Raw genomic sequence first — 18,954 nt, 5'->3', positions numbered from 1 at the left:
ATCGTGATGCGCACGGCCGGTCAGTCGCGCAGGTTGGTCGGGTCGAGGTCGGCGTCCTCGTGCAGCACGTACCGGTTGTAGAGGAACGTGATCAACCACAGCACCACGCCGATGACGACGAGGATCCCGGCGATGCGGTAATCGGCGGCGGCCCGCCCCGAGAGCGGGCTGGCCAGGTACGCGCAGGCGACCGCGCCGATCACGGGGATGGCCGTGGGCGCCTTGAAGTGGTTGTGGTCGACCCGGTCGCGGCGCAGCACCAGCACGGCGATGTTGACCACGGTGAAGACGCACAGCAGCAGCAGCGACGTGGTGCCGCCGAGCGCGGTCAGGTCGGCGAACCAAATCAGGCCGAAGGCGATCGCCGTGGTGAACAGGATGCCGACCCACGGCGTACGGCGGGTGGGGTGGACCTTTCCGAGGACCCGGGGGAGCACGCGCTCGTTGGCCATGCCGTAGAGCAGGCGGCTGGCCATCAGCATGTTGATCAGGGCGGAGTTGGCGACGGCGAACATGGTGATGAAGGCGAAGATCCAGAGGGGGAACGCGGACGCGCCGGCCTCGACGACCTTGAGCAGGGGCGCGTCGCCCTCACCGAGCTCGGCCGGCGGCACCAGCGCGACCGACGAGATCGAGACCAGCACGTAGATGACGCCGGTGATGCAGAGCCCGGTGAGCATGACCTTGGGGAAGATGCGTACGGGATCCTTGGTCTCCTCGGCCATGTTGACCGAGTCCTCGAAGCCGACCATGGCGAAGAACGCCAGCGCCGTGGCCGCGGTGACCGAGAAGAACGCGGAGTCGCCCTCGGCGGAATGGAAGTCGGTGAGCCGCGACAGGTCGCCGTTGCCGCCGCCCAGCGCCCACGCCCCGATGCAGATGACGATCAGCAGGCCGGTCAGCTCGACGCAGGTCAGCAGCACGTTGAGTTTCACGCTCTCGCCCACGCCACGGAAGTTGATCAGCCCGACCAGCAGCATGAACCCGAGCGCGATGGCGGTCAGCGCGAACCCGTCGGCCGGCGACAGGTCGAACGCCTCGACGAAGTTGGACGCGAACGCCTTCGACGCGCTGGACGCGGATGTCAGACCGGAACACATGACGGCGAACGCGACGATGAACGTCAGGAAATGGATGCCGAACGCCTTGTGCGTGTAGAGCGCGGCGCCGGCCGCCCGCGGATATTTGGTGACCAGTTCGAGATAGCTGAACGCGGTCAGCAACGCCACCAGGAAAGCGATGAGGAACGGCAGCCACACGGCGCCGCCGACCTCGTTGGCGACCCGGCCGGTGAGGGCGTAGACGCCGGTGCCCAGGATGTCGCCCACCACGAACAGCAGAAGCAGGCCGGGGCCCATGACCCGTTTGAGTTCGGGTTCGCGTCGTGTTTGCTTCACCGCGTCGTCCGCCATAACCGCGACACTGGTACACGTCGGCGGTTCTGTCGAGTCAAAGCTATCGACGGGTCGCGATCACCGGCTAACGTCTAGTGATGCGCATCGTCGTGGCCGCCAAACCCGAAGCCGATCAGCCCTGGCTCGCCGACGCGGTGGCCGGCCTGGCCAAACAGACCGGCGCGGTGGTCTCGGTGGTGGCGGCCGACGGTGTCGAGCTGGAAAGGCTGGCGGCCGTCCCGCGTACGGTGTTCTCCGACTCGGCCTACGCGGCGGCCACCTCGATAGCGCGACGCCTGGCCGAGGCCGGGGTCGAGGCGACCGTCTCGGTGCTGCCCGGGCGGCCCGTGCCGGCGATCCTCGGCTTCGCACGGCAGCACAACGCCGACCTCATCGTGGCCGGTTCGAGCAGCCGGCCCAAGGTGGCCGAGCGGCTGCTCGGAAGCGTGCCGCTCGACCTGATCAAACAGTCCGCGAAACCGGTCCTGGTGATCACCCACCCGGGCCACCCGGCCTAGTTCACGACGCAGCTGGCCTTCGTGGATCGGGGCGCGACCGTCGAAGGTGGACCGGGCTCGAGGCCAGGACACACTTGTCGCCGAGTTCGTGCAGTCTTCTCCTGTGGATGGTTGAAAGCAACACCAAATCCGGAAATTAGCCGGTCGGATGGCACAGAAGGGACCGATCGCCGTCGATGAAAGGATGGATCGACGGTCACTTATCCATAACATCGGATGTGCACAAGGTGACGGGCACGTTTAGGTTGACCTCGCGCGGATATCGAGAGTCATCAGACAGCCACTCAGCCTGGGTGAAGGGAACGACCCGGTGGTCAACGCAGTGATTTACGTTCGCCCGGAGAACTACAGCGCGAGCGCTGCCCGGTGCCTGGACTACTGCACCAACCGCCGCTACAACGTCGTCGGCATCATCCCGGGCGACTGGACAGCGGCTATGCGGATGCTCGAGCTGGGATCGGCGTCGGTGGTCGTGGTCTCCTCGGTCGAGCAGGTCGAGCCGCGCCCCGGGGTCGAGATCGCGCCCAAGCCGTCGTCACGCCGCAAGGCCGGCGCGCGGTCCGCCGCGAACTCCGCGCGCAGCCGCTGGTCCGACAACGCCTCGCCCGCCACGGAACCGGCTGCGGCACGGCACTACCGCTACTAGACCGGGCCGGGCGGGATATCTTCCCTGCCATGACGTTCTCGATCGTGGCCCGGTCCGCCGACGGCAAGGCCCTGGGCATCGCCGTGGCCAGCAAGTTCCTCGGAGTCGGCGCGGCGGTCCCGGCCGCGCTGGTCGACGTCGGGGCAGTGGCGACCCAGTCGTACGCGAACCTCGCGTACCGGCCGCAGGCGCTCGCGCTGCTCGGCACGGGGGTCGCGGCCACCGAGACGGTCAAGGCGCTGGTCGCGGGCGATGCCGGGCCGGTCGGGCACCGGCAGGTCGGCGTGGTCGGGCCGGAGGGACCGGGCGCCACCTTCACCGGCGACCAGTGTCACGACTGGGCGGGCGGTGTGGCCGGGGACGGTTACGCGATTCAGGGCAACATGCTCGCCGGGCCCGGCGTCGTGGACGACATGGAGAAGACGTGGCTGGCCGGGGCCGGCGAGGAACGGCTGGCTTACCGGCTGCTGGCCGCGCTGAGGGCCGGCGACCTGGCGGGTGGGGACCGGCGCGGGCGGCAGAGCGCTGCGCTGTACGTGGTGTCGAAGGGCATGGGCTACGGCGGCACCAGCGACGTGTGGGTGGACCTGCGCGTCGACGACCATCCGGAGCCGGTGGGCGAACTCGGCCGGTTGCTCGAGATGCACAGCCTGTACTTCGAGTTCCCCGACCCGGCGACGCTGCTGCCGTTGACCGGGGTGCTGGCCGACGAGGTGGCCGAGCGGCTGGCGGCGGCGGGACATGTCGGGTCCGACCTGAACGACTCGCTGGCGTCGTGGGCGGGTGTCGAGAACCTGGAGATGCGGATCGTGCCGGGGAAGATCGACCCGCGGGTGCTCAAGATCCTGAGAGCGGCGCAGAGCTGAGGGCGGGGCCGCACAACCCGGCGAGCGCCGACGTGAGCGCCTCGGGGATGCCGGGAGCGGTCAGCGGGCGTACGGCTGCGGGGTGCAGAGGCGGAACGGCGACGTGTGAGATCAGCGGGTGGTGCGGCCGGGTGGGGTTCTCGCCGGCGCCGAACAGGACGTCGCCCAGTTTCTCGCCGGGGCGCAGGCCGGTGAAGACGATGTCGACGGGCCGGCCGGCCAGGGCGATCATCTGCCGGGCCAGCTCGGCGATCAGCACGGGCTCGCCCAGCTGCAGGATCAGGGCCTCGCCGGGACGGCCGAGCGTGGCGGCCCGCAGGGTGAGGTTCACGGCCTCCTGCGCGGTCATCAGGTAACGCGTGGCGTCCGGGTGGGTGACCGTGATCGGCCCGCCGTCGGCGATCTGGGCGGCGAACGTGGCGACGACCGACCCGCGGCTGCCGAGCACGTTGCCGAAGCGGACGCTGAGGCCGCCGTGGTGGGCGGTGAGACGTTCGGCGACACGCTCGGTGTAGCCGAGCACGCTGACCGGGTCGGCGGCCTTGTCGGTGGAGACGTTGACGAACAGCGCGGCGTCCCCGGCGGCCTCCAGCACGTTGAGAGCCCCGAGCACGTTCGTCTTGACGGCCTCGGCCGGGTGGCGCTCCAGCAGCGGCTGGTGTTTGAGTGCAGCCGCGTGAAAGACAACTTCCGGTTTCCCCGTACGGAACACCTCGCGCACCCGGGCGGCGTCGCGTATGTCGGCCAACTGGACGGATCGGTCGTGCAGCCCGGCCCGCGGGTCGACAGCCAGCTGGGCCGTTTGCAGGGCGGCCTCGTCGTGGTCGAGCATCGTCAGGGCGGCCGGCTCGTAGCGGTGGATCTGCCGGCACAGCTCGGACCCGATCTGACCGCCGGCCCCGGTGACCAGCACCCGGCGCCCGGTCAGCAACTCGGCGAGCGCTGCCTCGGGCAAGGCGGCCTCGATGCGGTGGCGGCCCAGCAGATCGGTGATCTGGACCTCGCGCACGTCGGCCGCGCCGAGTTCGTGGTCGAGGGCTTCACTCGCCTCGGGCACGATCAGCAGGCGCACCCCGGCCGCGACGGCGCGTTCCCGTACGTCGCGGATCAGCCCGGCCTCGGCATTGCCGACCGCGAAGATGACGACCTCGGCGCCCGTGCCGGCCACGGCCTCGTCGAGGTCCCGCCGGGTGCCGATCACGGGGATCCCGGCCAGCCGCTCACCCTGCCGGGCCGGGTCGTCGTCGAGGATGCCGAGCGGCTCGAACGGGCTGTCCGGGTCGAAGACCATGCTGTGCAGCAGTGCCGCCGCGGCGGCGCCCGCGCCGAAGACGAGCGCCGGCACCCGGGCGGGCGCGCTCCCCCGGCGCCGCGCCCACCGCTCGTAGCCGACGGCCAGCGTGTAGAGCACGCTCTCGCCCCGAGTGTCCCGACGCCCCTTCACCCTTTCAGCGTAAATTGGGGCGAACCACCCCTGCGCCGCAACGGGTCAACCCGCCCCGCGCCACCCGAGGGCCGACCCACCCTGCGCCGCAAACGGGGTCAACCCGCGGCGACCGCGGCACGTCGGCCGGCTCCCCCCGCGTCACGGCCGCCCGACGATGGTCGCCGGCCCGGCGGGTCGACCCGGCGGCCGCAGCGAGTCGTGCGACGAGCGGAACCTGCCGGTGGCCCGGAAGCACTCGATGGGCTGGGCGCCGATCAGCGTCATCAGCCCGGTGCGCCCCTGGCCGACGTCGCGCGGGAACCCCATCGCGTCGTCACGCAGGCTGCCCGTGTCGGCAGCGGGAAACAAAACCGAAACGGAGGGTTTCTCGCGTCCGGGCCGCGTGCTGGGATGAGACGGCAGTCACATCACCACCGTGAAGGGGACCGACCGCATGCTCAACCTCTCGATCCTCCTCGAGGACAGCGCCCGCAACTACCCCGATCGGGCGGCTGTCGTCCTGGGTGACCGGCGTCTGACCTACGCCCAGGTCGACGCGGCCGCCAACCAGGTGGCGAACCTGCTCGTCGAGCGCGGCATCCGGCCCGGCGACAAGGTGGCGCTGTCCTGCCCGAACCTGCCGTACTTCCCGGTCGCCTACTACGGCATCCTCAAGGCGGGCGCGGTCGTGGTGCCGCTCAACGTGCTCCTGAAGGGCCGCGAGATCGCATACCACCTGAAGGACTCGCAGGCCAAGGCATACCTGTGCTTCCAGGGCACGCCGGAGTTGCCGATGGGCACAGAGGGGTTCGCGGGATTCCAGCAGACCGACGGCTGCGAGACGTTCTTCCTGATCACCGCCGACCCGGCCGCGCCGTCGCCGATCGAGGGCGCCGAGACGCTGGGGGCGGGGCTGGCCGGCAGGTCGCCGGTCTTCGAGCCGGTGCTGCTGCCCGAGACCGACCCGGCCGTCATCCTCTACACCAGCGGCACCACCGGGCAGGCCAAGGGCGCCGAGCTCAGCCACTCGAACCTGCTGCTCAACGCGCTGACCTGCAACCGGTTGTTCGGCAGCACGCCGGCCACCGACACGCACCTGCTCGTGCTGCCGCTGTTCCACTCGTTCGGCAGCACCGTCAACATGAACGCGGGGTTCGCCACCGCCGCCACCCTCGTTCTGCTCCCCCGCTTCGACGCCGCGGCCGCGGTCAAGCTGCTCGAGAGCGAGAACGTGACGTTCTTCGCGGGCGTGCCGACCATGTATTGGGGGCTGCTCAACGCGCTCACCGACGATGTCGACGTCGAGCGGATCGCCGGCAACATGCGTGTCGCCGTGGCCGGCGGGTCCAGTCTGCCCGTCGAGATCATCAAGGCGGTCAAGGAGCGCTTCGGGGTGACCATCCTCGAGGGGTACGGGCTGAGCGAGACCTCGCCGGTGGCCACGTTCAGCAAGCCCGGCGCGGAGCCCCGCCCCGGCTCGATCGGCGTGCCCATCTGGGGTGTCGAGGTGAAGCTGATCGACACCGACTGGAACACGATCGAGGGTTCCGACGAGATCGGCGAGATCGCGATCCGCGGCCACAACATCATGCGCGGCTACTTCAACCGGCCGGAGGCGACGGCGGAGGTCATGCGGGACGGCTGGTTCCGCAGCGGCGACCTCGGCCGGCGTGACAAGGACGGTTACTTCTACATCGTCGACCGGGCCAAAGACATGATCATCCGGGGCGGCTTCAACGTCTACCCGCGGGAGATCGAGGAAGTTCTGATCACCCACGAGGCGGTCTCGCTGGCCGCCGTGATCGGGGTGCCGCACCCCAGCCTCGGCGAGGAGGTCAAGGCGTTCGTGATCCTCAACCCCGGCGCCACGGTGACCGAGCAGGAACTCGTCGAGTGGGGCAAGGAGCAGATGGCCGCGTACAAATACCCGCGGATCGTCTCCATTGTGGAATCGCTGCCGATGACCGCCACCGGCAAGCTGCTCAAGCGCGAACTCAGCTGAACTCGGGCATATGCGTCGCCCGGCAGCCCCGGCTGCCGGGCGCTTGCGTTGATGGCTCACAGTGAAGACCGCACAACAGCGGGGAGAAGAGCTTGACGACTGCGCTGGCGGCACGGCCCGCACCAGGAACCCAGCGGAACGCCGGCGTGCTGCGCCGGGTCGGCGGTCTGCGGCACACGTCCCCCGGCCGCCTGCAGCTTCTGATCGCGCTGCTCGTCGGGCTCGGGCTGCTCAGCGGCCTGCTGGCCGGCGTCACCGGTTCGTCGGCCCGGGCCGGCACGGACGACCTCGGCGACCGCGCGCAGCCGCTGCTGGTCGAGTCGGAGGCGATCTACGCGGCGCTGGCCGACGCCGACACCACCGCCGCGCAGGCGTTCCTGGCCGGCGGGCTCGAACCGGTCGCGTTGACCCGCCGCTACGACGCCGACCTCGAACGCGCGACCACCGCGCTCACGTCGGCGGCGCGCCGCACCCCCGCCGACGGCCGTGCGGCCGAGGCCGTGCGCACGCTGTCGGCCGGGGTGGCGCAGTACTCGGCGCTGGTGGCCACGGCCCGCGCCAACAACCGCCAGGGCCTGCCGGTCGGCGTGTCCTATCTGTCCGAGGCCTCGCGTCTCAACCGGGACACCCTGCAGCCGCAGGCCCGCGAGCTGTTCCGCGGCGCGCAGAACGAGGTCGAGGACGGCTACTCCGCGGCCGGCGCGGCCGGCTGGATGGCCCTGCTCCTGCTGTCGCTGCTGGCGTTGCTGATCGCGTTGGTGCTGACCCAGCGCTACCTGAGCCGCCGTACGAACCGCACCTTCAACGTGCCGCTGCTGGCCGCCACGGCGCTGACGCTGGTGTTCACGATCGGCACCATCGCGATCCTGGCAGTGCAGCAGGCCCACCTCGACCGGGCGGCCGGCCAGGGCTCCGGGCCGATGGCGTCGATCTCCGAGAGCCGTCTGCTGACCCTGCAGGCCCGCGGCGACGAGGCGCTCACGCTGGCGGCACGCGCGGGTTCCGGCCCGTACGAGGAGGACTTCGCCACGGTCCAGGCCCGGCTGACCCAGTCCGGGGGCCCGATGGTCAACCAGTACGGCGCGCTCGACTCCCAGCTGGGCCGGACGATGGACCGCGCGGCCAAGCAGTTCCGGCAGTACGCGACGATCCACAAGGACGTCCGCGCGCTCGACGACAACGGCGAGTACGACAAGGCGGTCGCGCTGGCCATCGGCCCCGAGACGTCCAAGGTCTTCGACGAGCTGCGCTCCGACCTGGACGCCGCGCTGGAGAACCGCAAGGCCTTCTTCACCGCCGAGATCGAGAGCGCGGGCAGCGGGCTCGGCCTGCTGACCGTGCTGGGGCCGTTGCTGGCCCTGGGCGTGTGCGCGTTCGCGTACGCGGGTCTCCGCGCCCGGTTGGAGGAGTACCGCTGATGCGCATCCGAGCCGTTCTCGCCGTCGCCGCGCTCGCCGCCACCACCGCCCTGGCCGCCTGCTCGGGCGACACCGGCCCGCTGTCCACGACGGCCACCCAGCCGCGGACGGACGCTGTGGGCCAGGCCCCGCCCGCCGCCAAGAAGGCCGCCCCCGCGTGCAACCCACGGGCCAGCCTGCGACCCGAGCCCGGCGGGCTGCCCTCCCCCGGTGACATGCCCGCCGGCAGCTACATGAGGACCATCCAGGAACGCGGCCGGCTCGTGCTCGGCACCAGCCAGGACACGCTGCTGTTCAGCTCGCGCAACCCGTTCACCGGCCAGATCGAGGGCTTCGACGTCGACATGGGCCGCCAGATCGCCGAGGCCATCTTCGGTGACCCCGGCAAACTGCAGATCAAGGTCATCGCGTACGACAAAAGGGTGAGCTCGGCCGCGGACGGCTCGGTCGACATCGTCGCCGACACCATGACGGCCAACTGCGAGCGCTGGCAGGACGTGCTGTTCTCCAGCATCTACTACGAGGCCGGGCAGAAGGTGCTGGTGTCGAAGACCTCGACGGCCAAGAGCATCGAGGACCTCGGTGGCAAGAAGGTCTGCTCGGCCGCGGGCTCCACGTCGATCGAGAACGTGGCGAAGGTGAAGACCAAGCCGATCCCGGTGGCCAAGGCGGTGTTCGGCGACTGCCTGGTCGCGTTCCAGCGCAACGAGGTCGACGGCATCTCGACCGATGACACGATCCTGGCCGGCATGGCCGCTCAGGACCCGTACGCCAAGGTCATCGGCGACCGGTTCACCGACGAGCCGTACGCGATGGCGATCTCGAAGGAGCATCCCGAGTTCGCCCGGTTCGTCAACGCCGTGCTCGAACGCAACCGCGCCGACGGCACCTGGAAGAAGACGTACGAGCGGTGGCTGGGTGACTTCGGCGCGGCCCCGTCCCCGCCGAAGGCCCAGTACGACAAATGACCGCGCGGGCAGAGGCCGAGCTGCGGCGGCTCGAGACCGCGGTGACGGCGATCGCGGCCAACCTGGTCGACCTCGACGACAACCCGGCCCGCAAGGAGCTGGACAAGACCCGGCTGACCGGCCGGACAGCCGCCGCGTGGGCCGACGCGACCGCCGCGCTGACCGAGCTGTGGGACGGCTATCGGCTGCTGACCGAGGTGATCACGCGGGCGCAGCAGCTGCGCGACCTCAAACGGCCCAGCGACGCCGAGCGGGCACAGCTGCGGCACGAGGTGCTCGGCGCGTCGATCACGCTGTCGGTCGAGGTGGTTCCGCTGGCCCAGCGCGGGCTGCTCGGACCCGGCCAGGTGCACACCACGTGCACGCCGGCCCAGTTGCTGTCGGCGATGGAGGCCGCCTTCGCCACGGCGGTCGGCGTCGCCACCCGGGCCGGCGCGGCGTGGGACAGGCTGCTCCCGGCCGCGGCCGAGGCGGCCACCGCGCTGGAGACCGTACGGGGGCTGACCCGGCAGTCGGGTGGCAGCACGGCCACCATCGACCAGGCCGACCGGTTGCTCGGGCAGTTCACCGCGACGCTGGCGACCGATCCGCTCGGCGTGCGCGAGGCGGACCTGACCGCCGTACGGTCCCTCATCGAACGCGCCGACGCCGAGCGCACCTCGGCCGGCGAGCTGCGGGAGGTCCTGACCCAGCGGCTGGCCGACGCGCACCGCCTGGCGGCCGAGCTGGTGGCGGCAACCGACGAGGCCCACGCCGCCGCCGGGAAGGCCGACGGCCGGTTCCCGCCGCACGAGATCGCCGCCGTGCCCGCCGGTGACCTGCGGCCCGACCTGGCCGCGATCGACGCGCTGGCCGCCGCCGGGCACTGGCCGCTGATCAGCGCTCGGCTCTCCGACTGGAACCGGCGGGCCCGGGAGCGGCTCACGACGCTGCGCGAAGGGGCGGCCCACAACGGCGGCCTGCTCGCGGCCCGCAACGAGCTGCGCGGACGCTTCGACGCCTACCAGGCCAAGGCGCTGCGCCGCGGGCTGGCCGAGCACCCGCAACTGTCCCCGCCGGCGTTGGCCGCGCGTGAGGCCCTGTACGTCGCGCCGTGCGACCTGGCCGCCGCCCGCCGGGCCGTCAACGCCTACCAGGATGCGCTCACCGCCACGATCGCGAAGGACGGCCGATGAAGTGCGAACGTAACTGCCCGGGGACGATCGAGGACGGGTACTGCGACACCTGCGGCATGGCCCCGCGCGCGAGTTCCCGGCCGGCCGGCGTTGTGCCGAAGCCACGTGAGGCCACTGTCGCGACCGGCCCGTCATCGCGGTCGGCCGCCCTGTCCACCCGTACGGCGGGATCGAGCCGGACCGGCAGCTCCCGCACCGGATCGTCGCGCCGGCGCTTCGGAGGCGGCCTGGTCGACATCGAGCCGATCACGCAGGCCGACCCGGCGACCGTCGTCAAGGCCAACGCCGAGGTGCCCGAGTCGAAGCGGTACTGCGCCAAGTGCGGCAACACGGTCGGCCGCACGAGAGGTGACCGCGGAGGGCGTACGTCGGGCTTCTGCCCCTCCTGCGGCGAGCCGTTCAACTTCACCCCCAAGCTCGTCAAGGGCGACCTCATCGGCGGGCAGTACGAGGTGGTCGGCGCGCTCGCGCACGGCGGGCTGGGCTGGATCTATCTGGCCGTCGACAAGAACGTCTCGGACCGCTGGGTGGTGCTCAAGGGCCTGCTCAACTCGGGTGACGAGGACGCGCTGGCCGCGGCGGTGGCCGAACGCCGGTTCCTGGCCGAGGTCGAGCACCCGAACATCGTCAAGATCTACAACTTCGTCGAGCACGACGGCGCCGGCTACATCGTCATGGAGTACGTCGGCGGCCAGTCGCTCAAGGACATCCTCAAGAAGCGCCGGGAGGCGGCCGGCAACACGGCCGACCCGCTGCCGGTCGACCAGGCGCTGGCGTACGTCCTGGAGATCATGCCGGCATTCGGGTACCTGCACGACCGCGGGCTGATCTACTGCGATTTCAAGCCGGACAACGTGATCCAGGTCGGCGACCAGCTCAAGCTGATCGACCTGGGCGGCGTCGTGCACGTCGACGACCACGACGCGGCGCTCTACGGCACGGTCGGCTATCAGGCGCCCGAGATGGCGACGCTGGGCCCGTCGATCGCCTCGGACCTGTACACCATCGGCCGTACGCTGGCCGTGCTCACCACCGACTTCCGCGGTTACCAGAGCACGTTCGCCGACACCCTGCCCGACCGGGGCGAGTTCGACGTGTACCGGCAGTTCGAGTCGTTCTACCGGCTCATCGACCGGGCCACCCGCAAGGAGCCGACGGAACGGTTCGTCGACGCGGCCGAGATGAGCGAGCAGATGCTGGGCGTGCTGCGGCAGGTGCTGGCGGCCGGCGGCACGCCCCACCCGGCGCCGTCGCGGCTGTTCACCGGCGAGCTGCGCACCGACCCGCGCTCGGAGACGCCGCGCTGGCAGGACCTGCCGACCCCGCTGATCGACCTCACCGACCCGGCGGCCGCGTTCCTGGCCTCGGTGACCGTGACCGACCCGTCCGAGGTGCTCACGCTGCTGACCTCGGCCCCGGTCGACACCATCGAGGTGCGGCTGCGCGCTCTGCGGGCCCGCATCGACCTGGCAGCCCGCACCAGCGAGTTCGGCGAGGCCCGGGAGGCGTGCGACCGGCTGATGCTCGCCGAGGGCGGGGACTGGCGGGCGGCCTGGTACGACGGGTTGCTGCGGCTGGCCGAGGGCAACCACCCGGCGGCCCGGCTCTGCTTCGACGCGGTGTACGCGGCGCTGCCGGGCGAGCTGGCGCCGCAGCTCGCGCTGGGCCTGAGCCTGGAGCTGGCCGGGGACCCGGCGGCGGCCGGGTACTACGACGTGGTGAGCCGCACCGACCCGTCGTACACGGCAGCCGCGGCCGGGCTGGCGCGCTGCCGGCTGCGGGCCGGTGACCGCAGCGGGGCCGTCGAGGCGTACAACCGGGTGCCCGGCACGTCGTCGGCCTACCGCAGCTCGCAGGTCGGGGCGGTGCGCGCGCTCGTGCAGGCACACCCGTCGAAGGCGCCCGACGTCGACTCGCTGGCGGCCGCGGCGGCCCTGATCGAACGCCTCGAGGTGGAAGCAGCCCAGCTGGCCCAGTTGCGGGCCGAACTGCTCGAACAGGCCCTGCGCAACGTCGGCGGCGGCGCCACGCTGCCCGCGGCGGTGCTCGGGTCCACCCGGAGCGGGAAGATCGCCGAACGCGACATCCGGTTCGCGCTCGAGGAGGCGTACCGGGAAATGGCGCGCGCCGCCCACGGGGCCGAGAAGATCCGGCTGGTCGACCTGGCCAACACGTCGAGGCCCCGGACGCGGACATGACCCGGAGTTCTTATGATGTGCGCCACCGGGCTCATTCCCCGGCTCCCGCTTTTGTTCCCCGGCTCCAACTGCGACAGCGAGGCCCGATGATCATGACCGACTGCGCCTCCTGCGCCGACGAGCGTGCCGCCGGAGCGGCCTTCTGCGAGGCCTGTGGCAGGTCGCTGGCCCCCGAGCCGGCCTGCCAGCACTGCGGCACCCCGGGCGGCGTCGGCGCGGACGGGTACTGCCGGCACTGCGGCATGCTGGCCGGACGGGAACGCGACCATCTCGAGACCGACTGCGGCGACGTGGCGGCGGCGGTGACCGACCGCGGGCTGCGCCACCACCGCAACGAGGACGCCATGTGGCTGGCCACCCGCGGGCGTGACGTCGACGTGGTGGTCAGCGACGGTGTCTCGTCGTCCTTCGACCCCGACGTGGCCTCGCTGACCGCGGTGTCGGCGACCGGGACGGCGCTCGGCGACGGGCTCGACCTGGCCACGGCCATCGGCTCGGCGCAGATCGCGGTGGCCAAGCTGGCCGGCGAGGGCGACCCGCGGCGGCAGGCCTCCAACCCGGCGTGCACGATCGTCGCCGCCACCGTACGCGGCGACGCGGTCACGGTCGGGTGGATCGGTGACAGCCGGGCCTACTGGGTGCCCGAGGAGGGCGTGGCCGAGCAGCTCACCGAGGACGACTCGTGGGCGACCCATGTGATCGCGCTGGGCGCCGACCCGGAACAGGCGATGCGCGACCCGAAGGCCCACGCGATCACGGCGTGGCTCGGGGCCGACGCGGGCACGATCGCCCCCCGTACGGCGGAATTCGTGGTCGGCGACCCCGGGCATCTGGTGCTGTGCAGCGACGGCTTGTGGAACTACCTGACCGATCCGGGAGCCTTCGCCGCGGCGGTGCGGGAAGGGTTGCGCGAACAGGGCACGCTGATCTCCGCGGCCCGGTGGCTCGCCGCCTACGCCAACACCGCGGGCGGCGCCGACAACATCACCGTGGCCCTGGTGCCGATCACGCCGGCTGGGGGAGAACACCGATGACGTACACCGCCGAGGCCTTCCAGAACGAATTTCTCGCCCTCGGTGCGACCGAGGTCAACGCGATCGTCACGGTCACCTCGTCCGGCGGCGCCACCGGCTCCCGCACCAGCGGCGCAACCGAGATCATTATCGTGGACGCGTCCGGCTCCATGCAGGCCGAGGGGCGCATCGCCGCCGCCCGGCAGGCCGCCAAGGCCGCGGTCGCCTGCATCGACGACGGCGTGCACTTCGCGCTGATCGCCGGCGTCGGCACGGCACAGCAGCTCTTCCCGGCGCCGGGGCAGCTCGCGGTGGCGTCCGCGCAGACCCGGGCCGAGGCGACGTGGGCGATCGACCGGCTGCACGCCAGCGGCGGCACCGCGATGGGCGCGTGGCTGCTGCTCGCGGCGCAGCTGTTCGCCCAGCGGCCGGGCGACATCGCGCACGCCATCATGCTCACCGACGGCGACAACGGCGAACGCCAGGGCTACCTGGAAAGCGTGCTGGCATCGATCGGCGGCAAGTTCACGGTCGACTGCCGCGGCGTCGGCACCAACTGGAAGGTCTCCGAGCTCCGCAAGATCGCCGACGCGATGCTGGGCACCGTCGACATCGTGGCCCGCCCGGCCGACCTCACGGCCGCGTTCGAGCAGATGATGACCGCCGCCATGGGCAAGACGGCGGCCGACGTGCAGCTGAAGGTCTGGACGCCGGTGAACGCCACGGTCCGGTTCGTCAAGCAGGTCGAGCCGCAGGTGGCCGACCTGACCGGCAAGCGGGTGGCCGACGGCGCGCGGGCGGGCCGGTACCCGCTGGGCTCGTGGGGCGCCGAGAGCCGCGACTACCACCTGTGCGTCGACGTGCCGCCGGGTGCCGCCGGTGACGAGATGCTGGCGGCCCGGGTGTCGGTGGTCGAGGGCGACACGGTGCATGCCCAATCCCTCGTACGGGCGGTGTGGACCGACGACGCGGCGCTGTCGACCCGGATCAACCGGCAGGTCGCCCACTACACCGGGCAGGCCGAGCTGGCCGACGCCATTCAGGCGGGAATCGAGGCGCGCAAGGCGGGTGACGACCACACCGCGACGATCAAATTCGGGCGGGCGGCGCAGCTGGCCCACGAGAGCGGCAACCAGGCGACCTCCGAGCTGCTGGCCACCGTGGTCGAGATCGAGGACGCGGCGACCGGCACGGTCCGGCTGCGGCGCAAGGTGGCGGCGGCCGACGAGATGGCGCTGGACACCCGCTCGACGAAGACCGTGCGGGTGGGACGCGGCCAGTGACCACGTACGCCTGCCCGAAGGGTCACGTCTCGGGAGAGAGCGACTTCTGCGACACGTGCGGCGCCAAAATCGACGGGATGCCGGCCTCGGCGGGCGTTTCGCCCGGCCCCGGCACGTCTGGCGTTTCGTCGGCCGCCGGCACTTCCGGAATTTTGTCCGCTTCTGGCACTTCGTCCGCTCTTGCCGGCGCTTCTTCGCCTGCCGGCGCCTCCGCGCTCGATTCCACCGCCGAGCCGTGCCCGAATTGCGGCACGCCCCGGGTCGGGGCGGGCCGGTTCTGCGAGGACTGCGGCTACGACCACAGCACGGGCCGGGTGCCCACGCTCACGCCTTCGTCGCCGCCGGCTCCCCTGGCGGGCTGGACGGTCACGATCGCGCCGGACCGGGCGTACTTCGAGGAGAACGCGATCGACGGCATCGAGTTCCCGGCCGACGGCGGATCCCGTACGGTCCCGTTGCCCCCGCCGCAGGTGCGGATCGGCCGCAGAAGCACGTCGAAGGGCACAAACCCCGAGATCGACCTGGCCGACGACGACCCCGGGGTCTCCCACTCCCACGCCCTGCTGACGCTGAGCGTCGACGGTGTGTGGCTGGTCTCCGACGTCGGCTCGACCAACGGCACCTACATCAACGACGGCCAGCAGCCACTGACGGCGGGCCAGTCGCGGGCCCTGGCAGACGGCGACCGCGTCCACGTCGGGGCCTGGACAACCCTGACCCTGCACGCCCCGCCCAGGCCTTAATCCGGCGGCTCGGGCAGCGGCTCCCCCTCGTTGAGGTTGGCCCGGTTGTCGTTGATCCCCTTGTTGCTGCTGCCACCGGCCGGCGTGTTGCTGTCCGGCGGGTTGTCGGTCGGGAACTTCTCAGTTTCCGGGCTGCCGGTAATGTGCTGCTCCGTACTGGCGCCCGCATTCGACGGTTGAGTCATCCCACCCGAATACCCCCGCGACGGCGGCTGATGCTCTCATCGGCGCGGCAGCATGGCCGTCTCAGCGGTCAGATCGACCCGGCTCGGCTTGAACCCGGCAGCCGCGATGGAACGACCGACTCGGCCACCAGACCCTCCCACCCACCTGATTGATGGGCTGCCGACCCCAGGACTGCTCAGCCCGTGGGCATGCCGACGGCGAGGCCGGCTGCCGGCGCCGTCTCGGCCAGCCGCTTGTCGTAGGTCACGAACGACGTCAGTCGCTGCTGGTCACGCAGGCGTGGTCCAGTGGCCAGGTGGATGGCGTCAAGGCTGCGTACGGTGGGCGGGGTGACGGTCTGGGCGAGGATGCGAATCCCGGAGTCGATCTCGACACGCGCGGGGTGAGGCTCTGATCCATCGTGGAGAGGACAGGCGCCATGCGGGTCGGGGTGTGCCAGACGCCGGAGATCATGGGCGATGTGGAGGCGGCGCGCGAGCTGATCCACGAATTCGCGGAGCGGGCCGGCGGGGTTGATCTGCTGGTGTTTCCGGAGTGCTTCCTGCAGGGCTATCGGCCGACGGCGGAGCATGTGCGGCGATACGCGATGAGCTGCTCGGACATTCGGCTCGACGTGCCGCAGACCGTGGTGCTGGGCATGATCGAGCGCGACGGCGGGAACTACTACAACACGGCGGCGGTGATTGCCGGCGGGCGGGTTGTGGGGGCGTACCGGAAGACGTTTCTGACCCGGGGTGAGAGCGTGTTCACGGCGGGCGGGTCGTATCCGGTTTTCGAGACGGCGGGAACTCCGTTCGGCATCAACATCTGCTTCGACGGGCAGTACCCGCACGCCGCCCGGGAAGTTGCCCGGCGCGGCGCGAAGCTGCTGGTGTTCCCGGCGCAGAACATGATGCGCCGCCAGAATGCGTACGGGTGGAAGGAAAGACACAACGAACTGCGGCGCAAACGCGTCGCGGAAACGGGACTGTGGCTGGCTTCGGCCGACGTGACCGGTGAACGCGGCGGCACGCATGTGGGCCTCGGGCCGACGTGTGTGCTGAACCCGGCCGGCGAGACAGTGGCTTCGGTGCCGCTGGGAACGACCGGAATCGCGGTGGCCGAGGTCGGCTGAACGCGCATACGCGTGGGTGACACGCCAGCGATTCGCGACGGGGTGGCCCGTGGGGCGAGGCAGTATGGGGCGGGTGGAAACGGACCTTCAGCTCGCCCAGCGCGCCGCCATGACCGGAGCGGCGGTGGCCCTGCCGCATTTCGAGGCGCTCGCCGAATTGTCCCGCGAGGTGAAAGCGGACGGCTCGGTGGTGACCGCCGCCGACCGGGCCGTCGAGTCGGCCGTCCGTGACGTGCTGACCGCCGCCCGCCCGTCGGACGCGATCCTCGGCGAGGAGGAGGGCCAGACCGGCTCTGCCGGACGCCGCTGGATCATCGACCCGATCGACGGGACCGCGCTGTTCGTGGCGGGCGACAACCGCTGGCTGATTCTGATCGCGCTCGAGGTGGACGGCGAGGTCACCACCGCGGTGGCCGCGCACCCGGCGCAGGGCAGCGTATGGTGGGCGACCCGCGGCGGCGGCGCGTTCGAGGGCCGGTTCGTGGGCGGCCGCGTGGTCGCCGAGACGCCGGTGCGCGTCACCACAAACGGGGATACCGGCGATCCGCCGTACAGCGGCTCCGCCACGCCCATGAGCACGCCCATGGCCACGCCCACAGCCACAGCCACGCCCACAGCCACAGCCACAGGCACAGTCACAGCCACGGCTCCGCCCACAGCCCCGGCTCCACAAGTTGCCGCCATCAAACTCATCCGCGAACCAGGCACCATTCCGACCGACTCACCTCTTACCGACATTTCGGAAAAGTCAGGAGTGGTGGCGGGGAGCCGGCTCGGAGTCGTGCCCGAGGAGTGGAATCGCGACCTGGTGGCGCCGCTCAAGCGGTTGACACCCGCGCTCCCCTGGCCCATCCACCCGGCCCTGATGGTCGCGCGCGGCGACCTCGACCTGGCCGTGCAGACCGGCGGCCAGATCTGGGACTTCGCCGCGACATCGCTGATCGTCCGCGAGGCCGGCGGCAGCTACAGCGGCATCAACGGGCGCCTGGAGCCGGGACCGGGAGCTTCCGTGTACGCCCGCAGCGACGCCCTGCGCCTCGCCGCGCTCGACGTCGTCAGCGGGTCGCTTCTGTCGCCGTGACAGGTGTGTATTGAGCTCTCCCCCGTCTCGTCCAACGCCGGGATCGGCGCCCGGCATCGCGTACGTCCCATAAGGTTCGGCCGTGGATGTTGCCCGCACGTTTCTCGAGGAGGCCGATGCCCGCGCGCCCGGCGCGTTGACCGGCCTGTTTCTGCACGGATCGCTGTGCTGGGGCGAGTTCTTCCCCGGCAGCGACGTCGATTTCGTCGGCGTTTGGGCGGAACCGCCGGAGCACGCCATGCTGGCCGAGGCGCATGCGGCCACCGCGAAACGGCACCCCGAAGTGGTGTTCGACGGCTTTCATTGCACCCCGGCCGACCTGGCTGTGTCCTCGCTGACCGTCGGGCGGCGGCCCGCCTTCTTCCAGGGCGAGTTCCAGTCCGAGGGCAAGATCGACATCTGCCCGGTGACCTGGCACGAACTGGCCGAACGGGCGGTCGTTGTGCGCGGGCCGTTGCCGCCGGTGCACACCGACCGTGGCGAACTGCGCGAGTTCACCCGTACGAACCTCGACACGTATTGGCGTTCCACCATGGAGCAGATCGAGCAGGGCGATGTCGAGGCGTTCGGGCGGCACGAGCCGTCGGTCGCCTGGGTGGTGCTGGGCGTCGCCCGGCTGCGTCATTTGCTGGCGCTCGACGCGCTGACGTCGAAAAGCGGAGGTGGGCGGTACATCGTGTCGCACCTGGAGCCGAAATGGCACACGCTCGGCCGCGAGGCGCTGCGCATTCGCGAGCAGCCCGCCACGCCCAGCCTCTACGACGACCCGGCCCGGCGGGGTCAGGAGGCCTACGATTTCCTGCGCTGGGCGGTCACGTCCTGAGTTCCGGGCCACAATGCGCATCGGCGCGCCCGGCTCAGAATTCCGAAGCCCAGCGGCCTCGATCGTGGCAGAGCGTCTTCACCCGGGCCCTCATCCCCTT

Annotated in this window: 19 protein-coding genes; 14 read left to right on the top strand and 5 right to left on the bottom strand. The window is 71.2% G+C overall.

Translation table 11 applies throughout. The features are described from left to right. Window positions 1-20 precede the first annotated feature (20 nt). Entirely contained in the window at window positions 21-1,412 is a 1,392-nt protein-coding gene (locus C8E87_RS33435) for an APC family permease (RefSeq protein ID WP_133877442.1), read from the bottom strand. 80 nt (window positions 1,413-1,492) lie between these two features. Here C8E87_RS33435 and C8E87_RS33430 point away from each other — a divergent pair, with 80 nt between their 5' ends. The 3 genes from C8E87_RS33430 (at window position 1,493) to C8E87_RS33420 (ending at window position 3,424) form a co-directional block, all read left to right on the top strand. Further along, window positions 1,493-1,912, top strand: coding sequence for a universal stress protein (locus tag C8E87_RS33430; RefSeq protein WP_133877441.1), 420 nt, complete (start codon window positions 1,493-1,495; stop codon window positions 1,910-1,912). A gap of 322 nt (window positions 1,913-2,234) precedes the next feature. Next, complete coding sequence (locus tag C8E87_RS33425) at window positions 2,235-2,558, top strand: hypothetical protein (protein ID WP_133877440.1); 324 nt, start codon at window positions 2,235-2,237, stop codon at window positions 2,556-2,558. 29 nt (window positions 2,559-2,587) lie between these two features. Then, complete coding sequence (locus C8E87_RS33420) at window positions 2,588-3,424, top strand: DUF1028 domain-containing protein (protein ID WP_133877439.1); 837 nt, start codon at window positions 2,588-2,590, stop codon at window positions 3,422-3,424. On the opposite strand, the gene C8E87_RS33415 is transcribed toward C8E87_RS33420, so the two are convergent. Both C8E87_RS33415 and C8E87_RS33410 read right to left on the bottom strand, forming a co-directional pair. Further along, on the bottom strand, window positions 3,396-4,868 hold the full coding sequence (locus C8E87_RS33415) for a polysaccharide biosynthesis protein (RefSeq protein ID WP_239080141.1): 1,473 nt from the start codon (window positions 4,866-4,868) through the stop codon (window positions 3,396-3,398). The genes C8E87_RS33420 and C8E87_RS33415 overlap by 29 nt on opposite strands. A gap of 141 nt (window positions 4,869-5,009) precedes the next feature. Then, window positions 5,010-5,219, bottom strand: a complete 210-nt coding sequence (locus C8E87_RS33410) for a hypothetical protein (protein ID WP_133877438.1) — start codon at window positions 5,217-5,219, stop codon at window positions 5,010-5,012. Between the two features lie 85 nt (window positions 5,220-5,304). Between C8E87_RS33410 and C8E87_RS33405 the strand changes: the two genes are divergently transcribed. The 7 genes from C8E87_RS33405 (at window position 5,305) to C8E87_RS33375 (ending at window position 14,907) form a co-directional block, all read left to right on the top strand. Next, window positions 5,305-6,852, top strand: a complete 1,548-nt coding sequence (locus C8E87_RS33405; RefSeq protein ID WP_133879107.1) for a long-chain-fatty-acid--CoA ligase — start codon at window positions 5,305-5,307, stop codon at window positions 6,850-6,852. Between the two features lie 92 nt (window positions 6,853-6,944). Further along, a complete protein-coding gene (locus tag C8E87_RS33400) occupies window positions 6,945-8,270 on the top strand; it encodes a GlnX family signal transduction membrane protein (RefSeq protein WP_133877437.1) in 1,326 nt (441 codons plus the stop codon). After that, window positions 8,270-9,238: a glutamate ABC transporter substrate-binding protein gene (locus C8E87_RS33395; protein ID WP_133877436.1), complete on the top strand. Its 969-nt coding sequence runs from the start codon at window positions 8,270-8,272 to the stop codon at window positions 9,236-9,238. The genes C8E87_RS33400 and C8E87_RS33395 overlap by 1 nt, the downstream gene beginning before the upstream one ends. Beyond that, complete coding sequence (locus tag C8E87_RS33390) at window positions 9,235-10,413, top strand: hypothetical protein (RefSeq protein WP_133877435.1); 1,179 nt, start codon at window positions 9,235-9,237, stop codon at window positions 10,411-10,413. The genes C8E87_RS33395 and C8E87_RS33390 overlap by 4 nt, the downstream gene beginning before the upstream one ends. Further along, window positions 10,410-12,611 carry a serine/threonine-protein kinase gene (locus C8E87_RS33385; RefSeq protein ID WP_239080143.1) on the top strand — a complete coding sequence of 734 codons (2,202 nt, stop codon included), beginning with the start codon at window positions 10,410-10,412 and terminating at the stop codon, window positions 12,609-12,611. The genes C8E87_RS33390 and C8E87_RS33385 overlap by 4 nt, the downstream gene beginning before the upstream one ends. 86 nt (window positions 12,612-12,697) lie before the next feature. Continuing rightward, the gene (locus tag C8E87_RS33380) at window positions 12,698-13,645 is read left to right on the top strand and encodes a protein phosphatase 2C domain-containing protein (protein WP_133877434.1); all 948 of its coding nucleotides are present in this window, start codon (window positions 12,698-12,700) and stop codon (window positions 13,643-13,645) included. Further along, complete coding sequence (locus C8E87_RS33375; protein WP_133877433.1) at window positions 13,642-14,907, top strand: vWA domain-containing protein; 1,266 nt, start codon at window positions 13,642-13,644, stop codon at window positions 14,905-14,907. The genes C8E87_RS33380 and C8E87_RS33375 overlap by 4 nt, the downstream gene beginning before the upstream one ends. A 22-nt stretch (window positions 14,908-14,929) precedes the next feature. On the opposite strand, the gene C8E87_RS45935 is transcribed toward C8E87_RS33375, so the two are convergent. Next, window positions 14,930-15,133: a hypothetical protein gene (locus tag C8E87_RS45935; RefSeq protein ID WP_239080144.1), complete on the bottom strand. Its 204-nt coding sequence runs from the start codon at window positions 15,131-15,133 to the stop codon at window positions 14,930-14,932. 88 nt (window positions 15,134-15,221) lie between these two features. Here C8E87_RS45935 and C8E87_RS45930 point away from each other — a divergent pair, with 88 nt between their 5' ends. After that, window positions 15,222-15,650, top strand: a complete 429-nt coding sequence (locus tag C8E87_RS45930) for an FHA domain-containing protein (RefSeq protein ID WP_239080145.1) — start codon at window positions 15,222-15,224, stop codon at window positions 15,648-15,650. Here C8E87_RS45930 and C8E87_RS33365 read toward each other — a convergent pair. Next, the gene (locus C8E87_RS33365) at window positions 15,647-15,835 is read right to left on the bottom strand and encodes a hypothetical protein (RefSeq protein WP_133877431.1); all 189 of its coding nucleotides are present in this window, start codon (window positions 15,833-15,835) and stop codon (window positions 15,647-15,649) included. The genes C8E87_RS45930 and C8E87_RS33365 overlap by 4 nt on opposite strands. Window positions 15,836-16,254: 419 nt before the next feature. Between C8E87_RS33365 and C8E87_RS33355 the strand changes: the two genes are divergently transcribed. The 3 genes from C8E87_RS33355 to C8E87_RS33340 all read left to right on the top strand — a co-directional run bounded on the left by C8E87_RS33355 (window position 16,255) and on the right by C8E87_RS33340 (window position 18,854). Beyond that, window positions 16,255-16,950 carry a carbon-nitrogen hydrolase family protein gene (locus C8E87_RS33355; RefSeq protein WP_133877430.1) on the top strand — a complete coding sequence of 232 codons (696 nt, stop codon included), beginning with the start codon at window positions 16,255-16,257 and terminating at the stop codon, window positions 16,948-16,950. A 73-nt stretch (window positions 16,951-17,023) separates the two neighbouring features. After that, complete coding sequence (locus C8E87_RS45925; protein WP_239080146.1) at window positions 17,024-18,031, top strand: inositol monophosphatase family protein; 1,008 nt, start codon at window positions 17,024-17,026, stop codon at window positions 18,029-18,031. Window positions 18,032-18,113: 82 nt separating this feature from the next. Further along, window positions 18,114-18,854, top strand: a complete 741-nt coding sequence (locus C8E87_RS33340; RefSeq protein WP_133877429.1) for a hypothetical protein — start codon at window positions 18,114-18,116, stop codon at window positions 18,852-18,854. Window positions 18,855-18,954: the final 100 nt, after the last annotated feature.

This window comes from Paractinoplanes brasiliensis (assembly GCF_004362215.1).
Classification (GTDB): Bacteria; Actinomycetota; Actinomycetes; order Mycobacteriales; family Micromonosporaceae; genus Actinoplanes; species Actinoplanes brasiliensis.
The sequence above is the reverse complement of the archived record's forward strand: the minus strand, read 5'-3'. Positions and strand labels throughout refer to the sequence as shown.